Below are 12737 nucleotides of genomic sequence, written 5' to 3'. Positions count from 1 at the left end.
GGCAACTTCTCTATCTTACCGATCTCGTTTCCGTTGTCAAGTCCGAGTTTTTCTCGGCCTGACCGTGGGAACGAATCAGCACCTTCATCCTGTTCACTCAGTGAGTGTCTGGGATTCGGGAGGTGTTAGCTGCTTGACGGGAGCCGGTCCGAGGACCTCCGCTCAACCGTTTGGGGCGAACAAGTAGTAAGTTACGCGGATCCCGGGGATCGGGCAAATCTAGGCCGACCGCCGGGCGTGTCGCGCTGCGGTGGCGGCAGTTCCGCGCCGCTCTCCCCCTCTTGTGGTGCGTCACTCGCCGCTCATGGGCGTCGTCGTGACGTCGATGCTGCCGAAGGGGAATGGGCTGAAGACCGTCCAGGAGCCGGACGTGAACTCCTCCATGGGGATCATGAAGAACCAGATGTGAGAGACGACGATCGCGAGCCCCACGAGCACCGCGACTCCGATGGACGCGCGGTTCAGTGTCTTGAGAGCAGCAGCCTGATCGCTCGCGTTCATCACCCGCCCCAGGGCAAGCAGCACGATCGCGGCGATGCCGAGGTAGACCAGCGGGTTGGGGCCGAGCGTCAGCTGAACGCACAACGGAGCCTCGTCCACCGGCCGCCCCGACGCATCGATGAATCCGCCGCTTCCGTCGAAGCCACCCGGACAGTAGCCCCGACTCGCAACCATGAGGGTGGGGTACACCAGCGCAGCGATCAGGGCCACGATCACGACGCGTCGGATCCGCGAGATTACCGCGACGCCGGGGAGTCCGGTGACGGCGGTACTCGTCGGCGAAGTCGGTGCGAGCGACATGGTGGCCTCCTTACGGGCGGTCGTCCTCATGATGGTGCAGAAGACGACGGTGCGGAAGGCGGGAAGTCTGGGCCGCACTCGGCTGCACTCCCGGGCTCGCCATACGTCGGAAGACCGCTCCTCTGCACGCCCTCCGGAATATCGGTACTGTTCGGCCAGAGCCCGAGCAGAAGGACGGCGAAGATGCCCGAAGCACCTCAAGGTTGGTACGCCGACCCCGAACACCCCGCACAGCAGCAGCGTTGGTGGGATGGCACGCAGTGGACGACGCACACCGCGCCTCTCGGCCAGGCACCGGCGGCAGCTGTCGCAGTGGCGCCGGTCGAGACGAAGTCTTCCCGGCTGAAGGTGATCCTCATCGTGGGAGCTGTGGTTCTCGCCATCTTCCTGCTCACCCGCAGTCTGGGCGTGATCATGATGCTCGCAGGCCTGGCCCTCTTCTTCGTCGCGATCTACGCCATCGTCCGCGGCTCGGCCAAGCTCTTTCGCGTGCGCTCGCGCGGCGCCGCCTGGGCTGCGCTGGGAATCGCCTTCGTGCTGATGTTCGTGGGCACAGGAGCGAACGCCGCGCTCGGCGGTCCAGGCTCGGACTCGACCAGCTCAGGGTCGCCATCGTCGGACGCCAAGCCGTTCGCGTCGACGCAGACCGAGAAGCCGACACCCTCCCCGAAGCCGACCACCTTCGAGGAAGTAGAGGAATCGACAGTTGTTCCGTTTGAACGGACGACGGCTGACGATCCGCAGATCGACATCGGGCAGACCGCCGTCACGACGGCAGGAGTCGACGGAACCAAGGTCACCACCTACCGCGTGACGTACGTCGACGGGGTGGAGGTGTCGCGCGAAGTCGTCGGCGAGGTCGTCACGGTGGCCCCAGTGAACGAGGTCACATCGAACGGGACGCGACAGCCTCCTCCCGCCCCTGTGCCGCTGGTGCAGCCCGCGGCGCAGTGCCACTCGAGTTATGCCGGGGTGTGCGTGCCCATCACGTCGGATGTCGACTGCGCGGGTGGGAGTGGGAACGGGCCGGCGTATGTGCGCGGGCCGCTGCAGGTCGTCGGACCGGATGTGTACGACCTCGATCGCGACGGGGACGGGATCGCCTGCGACTAGAGACAGGAGGGCTGGCGCACTGTCTTTGCGACACTCTTTATCGAGGATCGCAGGGCCTTGTCCGGATGGCGCCCAATGCTGTCGACGATCTCGAGCGAGCATGTGCCCGAGCAACTGCGGTGTCGTCAAGAGAACCCGGGAAGAAACGCGCGTCGAACAACTGTTCTTGTCCTGTCCCCTGGTGCCAGTAGAGTCCTCTTGAGGTCGTTGGGCGCTGCGTGCGCGTGTCTCGGACGACGTCGGTGGATTCGCGTGGAGGTGAAACTCCAAGGCCTGGAAGGAATGCTGACGCTTGGCGAAATACGCAGTGAAGCTAGAACGTTCAGCTCCGCTCGCCCTCCCGCGACATCCGGCCGCTCCCGATGACGAGAAGTTCGCGGAGTGGTGCGCGGCCGAAAAGGCAGCCGGACGATCACTTGCAGTAGACCTGTTTTCCGGAGCCGGGGGTCTCGGCGCTGGCGTCGAAGCCGCCGGCTGGACTGTTGTCGCAGCCGTTGACCACGACAAAGCGGCGCTGGAGACGCACCGCGCGAACTTCCGAGGGCAGGCTCTCGACGTAGATATGTCCGACCCTGATCAAGTCGAAACCTTGATTGAGAAGTTGCGACCGCTGGGCATAGATCTCATCGCGGGTGGCCCTCCTTGCCAGCCATTCAGCAGGGCCGGACGCGCAAAGATCAGAAGCCTCGTCGAAGGAGGGGTGCGCGATGCGATCGATTCGCGCAAGGAGCTCTGGCGCTCATTCATCAACGTCGTGATCGCCTTGAACCCTCGTGCGGTCATCATGGAAAACGTCCCCGACATGGCCATCGGCGATGATCTCATGGTGATCCGTGAGATCGCAGAGCTCCTCGAATGCGCTGGCTACATCGTGGACTACCGGCTTCTAGATGCGTGGCGACACGGCGTCCCGCAACACCGAAAGAGGTTCATACTCCAAGCTCGCGCGGACAGTATGCCCCCCACTTGGCCGATACTAAACGAGAAGCGATCGACAGTTCGCGATGCGATCGAGGATCTGCCGGCGCTCAACAGCACCACCGGCGCGAGAGAACTGCCCTATACCGGAAGACCGCTGCGTTCGCTCGCGAAGGAGCTTCGGGGCCACGCAGCCGGTGGGCTCGTGCACGACCACATGACGAGACCAGTACGTGACGATGATCGGCAGGCATTCGAGCTCATGAGCTCGTCTACGTTGTACTCGGACCTGCCGGACCACCTCAAGCGGTATCGCTCAGACACCTTTAATGACAAGTACAAACGCCTCGACTGGGACGATCTGAGCAGAACAATCACTGCCCACATCGCGAAAGATGGGTACTGGTACATCCACCCGTCCGAACACCGCACCCTCACAGTCCGAGAAGCCGCACGCATCCAGACTTTTCCTGACAGTTTCCGCTTCGCAGGCAGTCGGAGCGACGCGTTTCGACAAATCGGCAATGCCGTGCCGCCGATATTGGGACGAGCCGTTGCCGAGACGATACGTCCTTCCGACGGAGCAGAGCGAGTCAGCCGTCCTCAAACTTCCGAGATCAGGCGCGGGCTAGTGAGCTGGGCGACCGACCGCAGAAGAATTGCGTGGTGGCTGTTCCCAGGGCCAGAGATGACCGCGCTCGCAGCGGCATTCGCGGCTCTCCTAGACGTCCATCAGCTTCTTCCTGCCCAAGCAGAGGCGACGATGGCGCCATTTCGTGGGGCACGTCGTATCACGGAACGCGTGGTTGCACGCGTCGAAGCGACCACATTCACTCCGGCAAGGAAGACGGCCGTCCACCAAGCAATCGCTAAGCTCCAAGGTGATCGAGACGTCGACGAAGCGATCACAAAGGGCGGCCTGCTCCGCCCGTCGCAACAGGCCGTCTTCCGAATGCTCCGGGGGAGAGATCAGTTGCTCACCAGCGAACGCATCGCGGCCGTGGTCTGCGCCATCCTGGACCTCCCGGAACAGCAACGCGGACAAGGCACTGACATCAAGGTTGCGCTAGCCCAGCTGGTTGGAGCCGGGACAGACGCTCCGTTGCGCATGGCGGCAGTACGAGCGCTCTCTAAACAAGAGGCACGCTCGATAGTCCCTGCCGGACTCAGCGGAGCCGACAAGAAAGTAGACAAGCCATCATGAGTGAACGCGACAATAGAAGCTGGAGTCGTTGCGTCCTCCTATTCGCTCGGAGAGCGCATGTCTGACAAGGAGTCCCCTCGCTTTCGCCCGCGCGCAAGGCTGCTCCAACTGCTCGGCGACCAGCTGATCGGCAGTCCTCGCCTTGCGATCTTCGAGCTGGTCAAGAACGCGTACGACGCGGACGCCACACAGGCAGTGGTCACAATGTCTCGCCTAGACAAGCCCGATGCAGCAATCACCGTCGTCGATGACGGAGACGGGATGTCATACGACACACTTCGAAACATCTGGCTGGTGCCCGGTCACGACCACAAAGCTAAGAGTCGAGCGGAAGGCGTGCGGACGCTCAAGGGTCGTTTGCCGCTCGGCGAGAAGGGCGTCGGACGCTTCGCCGTCCACAAGCTCGGCCAGGCCGTCGAAGTCGTAACGCGGCGTGCCGGTGGCCCAGAGCTGGTGCTGAAAATCGATTGGGAGGAGATTGCCGCCTCTGAGTTCCTAGACGAGGCGCGGGTCGAGATCATCGAACGCTTCCCTGAGTCTTTTGCCGGAACGAACGGCACATCGGTGACCGTGACAGGCCTGCGCGGCGAGCCATGGACTCGCGGCGAGGTACGTCGTCTCTTCCGCCAAATTACGTCGATTTCTTCCCCGTTCGCAGCCCGCTCTGATGACTTCGCAGCGACCCTCGTGCTCCCGCAGCAGCAGAAGTGGCTGGTCGACGTGCCCCATACCGAGACGCTTCTCGAGAGCGCACCGTGGCAATTCACCTTCTCGCTCGAAGATAACCGGTTCAGCTGGCGATACGAGTTCCGTGGCTTCAAAGGGATAGCGCTGAGTCCGCGAACCGTCGAGGGCTCGGAATACGGCCTGCTGCTTGACCCTAAGGACCTACCCGAGCGAGACCAAGAGGCCCTCAAAGCTGAGAAGAAGCAGCCGCGCGCTGTCCGAAGCAGCGTCACTCACCAAGATGGCATCGGACCAATCTCTGGCACTCTGATGGTTTATGACCGCGATAAAGACGTGATCGAGAAGATCGGGCACAGCGCTTCGCTACAGGAGTTCCTGAACGAAAGCGGAGGTGTTCGGGTCTACCGCGATGGGATCCGGGTCTACAACTACGGTGAGCCGGGCGATGACTGGCTCGGCCTCGATATCCGACGGGTGAACTCCCCCACCAAGCGGATCAGCAATAACATCGTTGTCGGGGCGGTAGACCTCTCGCTGGAAAAAAGCAGGGGCCTTGAGGAGAAGACAAACCGCGAGGGATTCGTCGACGGCATTGCTCTCGGGAGGATGCGTGCGCTGATCCGGGGGGCTGTCTCAGTTTTCGAATCAGAGCGCAACAAGGACAAGCAGAACTTGCGCAAGCTTCTGTCTAAGCAGAGAGATTCGCTGGGCGGAGGGATCGAGAAGCCTCTCCAACAGATAAAGTCCCTCGCGAAGAAGCACAACCTATCTGACGAAGTTGATCCACTCATCGAGAAGGCTCAGAGGGCATACAGCGACATGCGGGAGATCATGCTTCGCGCTGGGATCTCCAGCATGTCGCTCGTAATCGTGTATCACGAGATCGATCACGGGGTTCGACTTCTGCACACGGCACTCCGACGTGGGGCCGACGCTGACGGCGCCATCCAGCAGGCGCGTGACCTTGTCGCCGTGCTCGATAGCTTTGGTGACCTCCTTCGCAAAGGCGAAGCCTCCGACCACGACCTCCGCGACCTTGCGGAACGTGCCGCCGAGTTGAACTCGATTCGCCTCTCAAACCACGATATTGCCTTGGAAGTACGTGTAGACAGAGGCGCAAACTCAATGCTCGTGCCGACGAAGTTCCCTTTTGGCCTTGTGCTTGGCGCGGTGACGAACCTGGTGGACAACAGCGTGTACTGGCTCTCCTCACGCTGGCCCGAGAACACGCCCGAAGCCAAACGCCGGCTCTTGATCGCAGTTGATGAGGAGGCCTTCGGCTCTCCCGCTCTAATAATTGCGGACAACGGTCCCGGCTTCGCGGATGGCCTCGAGGATGCGACCGAACCTTTCTTCACTCGCCGACCGGATGGCATCGGGGTGGGGCTCTACTACGTCAACCTAATAATGCACACCATCGGTGGTTCGCTACGAATGGTAGACACCGATCTACTCCCGCTCGGCTCCGAATACGACGGTGCCGCGCTCGCGCTTGTGTTCCCGAGGGGCTGAATGTTTACTCCGCCACGATTTGTCGTTATCGATGACAACCTGAACCATCTTGACGCCATCGTCACCACCATCCAGTCCCTGGGCTCCGTCTGTGCTCGCGTTCATTACACGCCGGAGAAGGACGTGCCGGCGGAACTATTTACGGCAGTGCGAGCAGTTTTCATTGACTTGCAGTTGCAAGACCGGTCAGCGAGCAGCGACTTCAACAGACATTATGCTGAAATTCAGAGAATACTTGGCAAAGTCATAGTTCCAACGGGTGGACCGTACATTCTTGCAGTTTGGACAGATGTACCCGAACGCGTGACCGAACTGCAGGCATACCTTGAGGCAAAGTTCTTCATCGACATGCCCTATACGAGGCCGATCGCGATCGTACCCCTCTCGAAGACCAACTACATCAACATCGGAACTGGTCACCAGACCGCAGGAAACCTGCTCGAGGACATCCGCACACACCTCAGCGCACACCCCGCCATGAGCGCCCTCGTACAATGGGAGGCGGAAGTATATGGAGCGGCGTCCCGGGTCCTGGCCGATATTACGAGTCTCGCCGCCGAGCTCGAAGCAACTGCTCCATTTCCGACGCTTCTCAAACGCCTCGCCGTGGAGGCCGTAGGCCACGCGAATGCGTCAGAGGACCCTCGCACATCAGTCCAAGCGGCGCTCCTCCCGTTACTCCAAGATCACCTCCAAAACACTGCGGATGCGAGCGTAGGGTGGGAACGTGCATTTGAGTCTGCCGTCGAGCCGGCGCCGGCGCTCTCGAAGCAGCAGGTCGGCCTACTAAACACCAAACTGCATGTCACCAAGAACGACGACACGAGGCCCATCTCTCCGCTAGCTTGGGGTGCGGTCAATGAACTGGAGATGAGTCTAGATTGGAATGAATTTGGGCTTGTCGACGAAGATGAGTACCGAGAATATGTCGTCGCAAAGAATCTTAAGATCGAGTGGGCAAAGTATAAAGGAAATGTGAAGATCGCCCAGATTCGCATCGGCGCCGCCTGCGACTACGCTCAGAAGACTTCAGGCCCAGTTCCCTATGTCCTCGCGGCCCTCGTGCCGGTTAGGGACGGGGCAAGGCCGCATGAGCTCACCCCGAAGTCGACTGGTTGGATCTCACCAGAAGTTGACTTCGGCAGCGGGATCGTTCAGCTCTTCGTCGAGCCCCGGTTCGTACGGGTCCGCGGCGAGACCACCGCAGCTGCTTTTAAGCCCATCGGGCGAATCAAGGAACAGCTGCTTCTCGAGCTGGTGTCAGCCGTCGGTCACCATAGCTCAAGACCGGGAATCGTACGCTTCCAAGCAACCGGCTGAAAAGACTTCCCGTGCAATTTCACTTGGAATCAAATTGCGCGAGCAGACTATCTCGACTTTGCGAACGATGAGGCGCGATCGCCCCAAGATGGAGCGTGTGCGCAGCGCGCACGAAGAGCGTCGAGCCTGTCGCCTCAATAGAGACACCCCCTTTTTGGGGGATCAACTTTGGGATAGGGCGGTGCCGCCAACCAACTCCCAACAGGATGGTTGTAGCGCTCCTGCTCTATCCCGCTTAGCAAGAGGACGACTATTTTCAGCCCGATCTCTGGTACGGTCTCGGAACCACCCGGCGCTCTTCCGAGCTAGGCGAAGACTGTGATTTGGGCGTCGATCCACGGCCGCCCGGAGCTACCGTAGACGGCTGATAGCGTCAGTCCATGCCCGCCTCTGAGTCCATCGCCGCGCTCCGCACCTTCGTCGCCGAACGAGACTGGGATCAGTTCCACTCCCCAGAGAACCTCGCGAAGAGCATCTCAATCGAGGCAGGTGAGCTCCTCGAGTGCTTCCAGTGGTCCCCCGACTTCGACCAAGAGCAGGTAGAGGCGGAACTCGCGGATGTTGTCACTTACTGCATCCACCTCGCGAACAAGATTGGCGTCGACCTCGACGAAATCGTCATGAAGAAGTTGGAGTCGACGAAGGCGAAGTACCCCGTGGAGCTGGCCAAAGGCCGCATGACGAAGTACACCAAACTCTCCGAGGCCTCGGAGTGACAGATTTCAGCATCCAGCGCCTTCCATTCCGCCGCGACGCTGTTGATACGTGGGCGCGTGACGACACCCGGCACACTAACTGGCCGGTTGTCTATGTGATCGAAGGGGACGCCCAGCGCAATTCACCCGGGCTCTACGTCGGCGAGACGGTGAGTGCCGCTACCCGGATGCGTCAGCATCTCGCGGGCTCGAAGAAGAACGAGTCCCTCGAATCGATCCGCGTCGTCGTGGATCACACGTTCAACAAGTCAGTCTGTCTCGACCTTGAATCGCATCTCATTCGCTGGTTCTCGGGCGACGGCCAATACCGCATCCTCAATGGCAACGACGGTCTGACTGATGCCCAGTACTACGACCGCGCCCTCTACCGCGAGTCGTTCCGCGACGTCTTTGAAGCGCTGCGAGCAGAAGGCCTCTTCTCGCGCAGCATCCCGCAGATCGAGAACTCCGACCTCTTCAAGCTGTCGCCCTTTAAAGCTCTGACAGACGACCAGGGCATCGCGATCATGGACATCCTGGAAGGTCTCCTCGAAGATCTTCAGGAGCCCGGCGCTCGATCAACACTCGTTGTCCAGGGCAACCCGGGAACAGGGAAGACGATCATCGCGATCTTCCTGATGAAGCTGCTCGCCGACATCCGAGACTACGACGACCGCGATGGAGTCGAGCCAGACTCGATGCTCTCGGAGTTCTTCGTCCCCGAGAATCGCGAGCTGCTCAAGACCCTTCGCATGGCTCTCGTGATCCCACAGCAGTCTCTGCGGATGTCGGTGAAGAAGGTCTTCAAGAAGACCCCCAAGCTCGATGCTGCGATGGTGATGTCACCGTTCCAGCTCGGTGAATCTGACGAGACTTACGACCTCGTCCTCGTCGACGAGACCCATCGCCTCGGACAACGGGCCAACCAAGCATCAGGCGTGCAGAACAAGAAGTTTCGCGAGATCAACGAGGCTCTGTTCGGAACCGATGACCCTCGCCACACCCAGCTCGACTGGATCAAGGCTCGGAGCAAGCATCAGCTCCTACTTGTTGATGGGGAGCAGAGCGTGCGGCCTCATGACCTCTCCCCAGCGGCACTCAACGCCGAAATCAGTGGGTCCAAGGATGCGCATCGCTTCTTCCGACTGACGACCCAGATGCGCGTGCAGGCCGGCGCAGATTATGTCGAATTCGTCCGCGCCCTACTGCGGGATGAAGCGCCATCGCTCCCCGACCTAGGCGAGTACGAGCTCCGGCTTTTCGATGACCTCGGAAAGATGCGCGATGCCATCCGCCAGAAGGATGCCGAGGTCGGCCTTTCCCGCCTTGTCGCCGGCTACGCGTGGGATTGGGTGTCGAAGAAGAGCCCTGACGCCTTCGACATCGAGCTTGACGGTGAGCGCATGCGGTGGAACGGCACGGACACGGACTGGATCAACTCGGCAGGGTCGCTCGAAGAGGTCGGCTCGATCCACACCGTTCAGGGGTACGACCTGAACTATGCCGGGGTCATCATCGGGCCTGACCTCCGCCTCGACCCGGCAACCGGACGAATCGTCGCTGATCGCGAGAGCTATCGGGACAAGAAGGGCAAGGAGAACACCGGGCACCTGAAGGATGCGTTCGGGGACGACGATCTGTTGACGTTTATCCGCAACATCTACGGAGTGCTGCTGACGCGTGGGATGCGCGGTACGTACGTCTATGTGTGTGACAAGGCGCTGGGCGAGCACCTACGCAAAGCCCTCTAGCTCCGCCTCGACCGTGGGGCGGCGGCGCCTTCAGATCTCGCGCCGAACTGCCGAAGCTGAGCATCGACGATCTGCGCTGCTTTTCGATCGGCACCCCGCGTGCCCGCCGTCGCTTCGATTTTCGACTTTTCCCATTCGTGCTTGAGCATCATCTGAAAGTGGCGCACGACAGCCTCTCGATTCTGCGGCGAGCGCTTCGCGATGAATGCGTCGATCAGGGATACCGCTTCGCGATCCTTGGAGGGATTGAGATGCAAGACGATAGAGTCGCGGATGCACCGCTGCGACGTGCGATCACGGTCGCTCAGAAGTCGAGGAACCAATACCCGCAGCGAGTCGCGCCAGACCTGGCGTTGCTCGATCACGGACTTCTGGAAGATGTTGCGCGAGGTGGAAGACATCGTGACGGCCGCCATGATCAACGCCGAGACAATGCCGCCCCCGAGAGCGGCCGCGCCGACCGTCAGCCAGTAATCAAACATCTCATCCCCTTGGGTCACATGTCGTGTACGGCGTGTCTCGGCCGCAACGAGCCTAGTGAGTCTCGCCCCCACCGCTAGGCATGGATAGTGCAGCATCGTCTGGCGAAGCACGGTTGGCCTTCGCCTCACCAAACCGCTCCCCCGAACTCACCTGCTGCGCCACCCGCCGCAGCGCCAACAACAGCGGCTCCACCAACACCGACCCCAGCACCACGTACCGCACCGCGGCTTCCGCAGACTCCCCCGGCACCCCCACGATCTCCGCATCCGCAATCCGCCGCATCGACGCGAGGTACTCCGCCATCGCCGCATCCGGAACGGTGAACCCGACGCGCTCCAACCCCTGCAGCGCCCGCGCGACCGCGTGCAGCACGGCCTCGTCGCACATCCCCGGCTTCCACCCGAGCCCCGCGACGAGCTCCTCGGCATCCGTCAGATCGAGCTCTTCGTCCACGGGCGGGGTGATCGCCGCATGCGCCGCCCCGAGCAGCTCGTGCGGACTCGCCGGCGGATCGTCCAACGCCCCCAGCACCCGCCGCGTCTCGGCAATGCTCACCCCGGCGTCGAGCAGCGCCCGGATCACCCGCAGCCGCTCCACGTGCTTCTCGCCGTACGCGGCCTGAGTCGCAGACGACCGCTCGCCTTCGGGCAGCAGCCCCTCGCGCAGGTAGTACTTGATCGTCGGCACGGTCACGCCGGTCTGCGCGGACAGTTCGGAAATTCTCATGGCCACCTCTTGACTTCGATAGTAGCGCTATCCATTATGGATAGCGCTACTATCCAACCAAGGAGTCATCATGTCGAAAGTCATCACGGGCCGCATGACCCACCGCCACGAGGGCGAGCTCGTCGTGTTCCACATCGGGATGCAGATCAACCGCTGGTGGCGCCCCGACCTGTGGATGCCGGCCTTCTTCGCCATGCCGGGGATGCTGCGCGAACTCAGCACCGATCCCGACTCGGGCATGCTCGGCTACCACCTGCTCTTCGGCTCGGGCGGACCCTACGTCGTGCAGTACTGGTCATCCGTCGACAAGCTCTACGCCTACGCGTCCAGCCCGAACCAGCAGCACCGCCCCGCCTGGACCGCCTTCAACCGCGCAGCTCGCAACGCTCCGGGAGCGGTCGGCGTGTGGCACGAGACCTTCCGCGTCGACACCGCCGAGAGCGTGTACGTCTCGACGAAGCCGATGGGGCTGCCGAAGGCCACGGAGCTCGTGCCCGTCGGTAAGCGTCATGACCGGGCCCAGGCACGGTTCGCGGATGGGCGGACGGATGCAGCGAAGCCTCTCGCCTCGCCCCCTTCCCCCTGACCCCCGCCCCATACACCTGAGCGCACCTGCCAACCCCGCTTCCGCCGCGCCCTCCGCCGGACTGGTCGAAGCCAGACGGCGTGCGCAGCAGGAGTAACGTCTTACACGACGGCGGGGATGGTCAGTGAAGGAGCAGTGATGAAGATCGCAGAACTCAGAGATCAGCCGAGAACGGGCACAGCCGGCCAGCACACAGCGAACGAGACGGTCTCGTGACGGCTGAACGCGCCCGCGGCACGTCGCGCGAGCGAGCCACCGTCGTGGCGATGATCCTCATCAGCGCCGCGCTCCCGGTGGTCGCCAACCTGCCGGTGTTCCAGAACCTGGTGTGGGCCTTCTGGCTCGCAGCCCTCGCCCTCATCATCGGTGCGTCGGCGTTGCTCGTGAGCGTCGCCCGGCGTGAACGACGACGTTCCGACGAGTCCTGAACCTCGTCACCACCGAAGAAACCACTACCCTCGCACCATGCCCACCGATCGCCCGCGCGCCTGGATCTTCGACGTCGACGGCACCCTCGCCCTCATCGGCGACCGCTCCCCGTACGACATGCGCAACGTGTCGATCGACACCCCGAACCATCCGGTCGTCGTCGCAGCACAGGCCTTCGCCGCCCACCCCGACGTCGACGCACTCATCGTGGTCTCAGGCCGCGACGAGACCGCCCGTCGCGCCACCGAGGCCTGGCTGACGTTCAACGAGATCCCGTTCGACCGCCTCCTGCTCCGCCGCACGGGCGACCAGCGCGCCGACAACATCGTCAAGGCCGAGATCTACGACGCCCACATCGAACCGCACTTCACTGTGATCGGCGTCGTCGACGACCGCCGCAGCGTGGTCGAGATGTGGCGGTCTCGCGGACTGGTCTGCTTCCAGGTGGCCGAAGGGGACTTCTGAGGCGCACCCGGTCGGAGTACAGCGACTTCGGCGCGGTCCATCATTTT

12 protein-coding genes are annotated in these 12737 nt (G+C 62.1%); 9 read left to right on the top strand and 3 right to left on the bottom strand.

What is annotated here, in order from left to right; genetic code table 11:
• Nucleotides 1–291 precede the first annotated feature (291 nt).
• Nucleotides 292–801 (bottom strand): hypothetical protein, encoded by a 510-nt coding sequence (locus L687_RS33895; RefSeq protein WP_021200279.1) that lies wholly within the window; start codon nt 799–801, stop codon nt 292–294.
• 183 nt (nt 802–984) lie between these two features.
• Between L687_RS33895 and L687_RS33890 the strand changes: the two genes are divergently transcribed.
• The 6 genes from L687_RS33890 (at nt 985) to L687_RS33870 (ending at nt 10001) form a co-directional block, all read left to right on the top strand.
• Entirely contained in the window at nt 985–1914 is a 930-nt protein-coding gene (locus L687_RS33890) for a G5 domain-containing protein (RefSeq protein ID WP_021200278.1), read from the top strand.
• 292 nt (nt 1915–2206) lie between these two features.
• Nucleotides 2207–4036 (top strand): DNA cytosine methyltransferase, encoded by a 1830-nt coding sequence (locus tag L687_RS0121690; RefSeq protein ID WP_200861069.1) that lies wholly within the window; start codon nt 2207–2209, stop codon nt 4034–4036.
• Between the two features lie 57 nt (nt 4037–4093).
• On the top strand, nt 4094–6235 hold the full coding sequence (locus L687_RS33885) for an ATP-binding protein (RefSeq protein ID WP_021200276.1): 2142 nt from the start codon (nt 4094–4096) through the stop codon (nt 6233–6235).
• Nucleotides 6236–7555 (top strand): hypothetical protein, encoded by a 1320-nt coding sequence (locus tag L687_RS33880; protein ID WP_152525908.1) that lies wholly within the window; start codon nt 6236–6238, stop codon nt 7553–7555.
• A gap of 380 nt (nt 7556–7935) precedes the next feature.
• A complete protein-coding gene (locus L687_RS33875; protein ID WP_021200274.1) occupies nt 7936–8271 on the top strand; it encodes a nucleotide pyrophosphohydrolase in 336 nt (111 codons plus the stop codon).
• Entirely contained in the window at nt 8268–10001 is a 1734-nt protein-coding gene (locus L687_RS33870) for a DUF2075 domain-containing protein (protein ID WP_031207518.1), read from the top strand. The genes L687_RS33875 and L687_RS33870 overlap by 4 nt, the downstream gene beginning before the upstream one ends.
• Here L687_RS33870 and L687_RS33865 read toward each other — a convergent pair.
• Together L687_RS33865 and L687_RS33860 are read right to left on the bottom strand one after the other, a co-directional pair.
• A complete protein-coding gene (locus L687_RS33865; RefSeq protein WP_152525907.1) occupies nt 9998–10483 on the bottom strand; it encodes a hypothetical protein in 486 nt (161 codons plus the stop codon). The two genes, L687_RS33870 and L687_RS33865, sit on opposite strands and share 4 nt — an antisense overlap.
• Before the next feature lie 52 nt (nt 10484–10535).
• Complete coding sequence (locus tag L687_RS33860; protein WP_021200271.1) at nt 10536–11210, bottom strand: MerR family transcriptional regulator; 675 nt, start codon at nt 11208–11210, stop codon at nt 10536–10538.
• A 70-nt stretch (nt 11211–11280) separates the two neighbouring features.
• Here L687_RS33860 and L687_RS33855 point away from each other — a divergent pair, with 70 nt between their 5' ends.
• From L687_RS33855 to L687_RS33845, 3 genes are all read left to right on the top strand, one after another.
• The gene (locus L687_RS33855) at nt 11281–11796 is read left to right on the top strand and encodes a DUF4188 domain-containing protein (protein WP_021200270.1); all 516 of its coding nucleotides are present in this window, start codon (nt 11281–11283) and stop codon (nt 11794–11796) included.
• Nucleotides 11797–12008: 212 nt separating this feature from the next.
• Nucleotides 12009–12224 carry a hypothetical protein gene (locus L687_RS33850; protein ID WP_021200269.1) on the top strand — a complete coding sequence of 72 codons (216 nt, stop codon included), beginning with the start codon at nt 12009–12011 and terminating at the stop codon, nt 12222–12224.
• A 37-nt stretch (nt 12225–12261) separates the two neighbouring features.
• On the top strand, nt 12262–12690 hold the full coding sequence (locus L687_RS33845) for a phosphatase domain-containing protein (RefSeq protein ID WP_021200268.1): 429 nt from the start codon (nt 12262–12264) through the stop codon (nt 12688–12690).
• Nucleotides 12691–12737 lie beyond the last annotated feature (47 nt).

Source organism: Microbacterium maritypicum MF109, from assembly GCF_000455825.1.
Classification (GTDB): domain Bacteria; phylum Actinomycetota; class Actinomycetes; order Actinomycetales; family Microbacteriaceae; genus Microbacterium; species Microbacterium maritypicum_A.
Note: the sequence above shows the minus strand (reverse complement) of the source record. Positions and strands in the feature narration are given on the sequence as shown.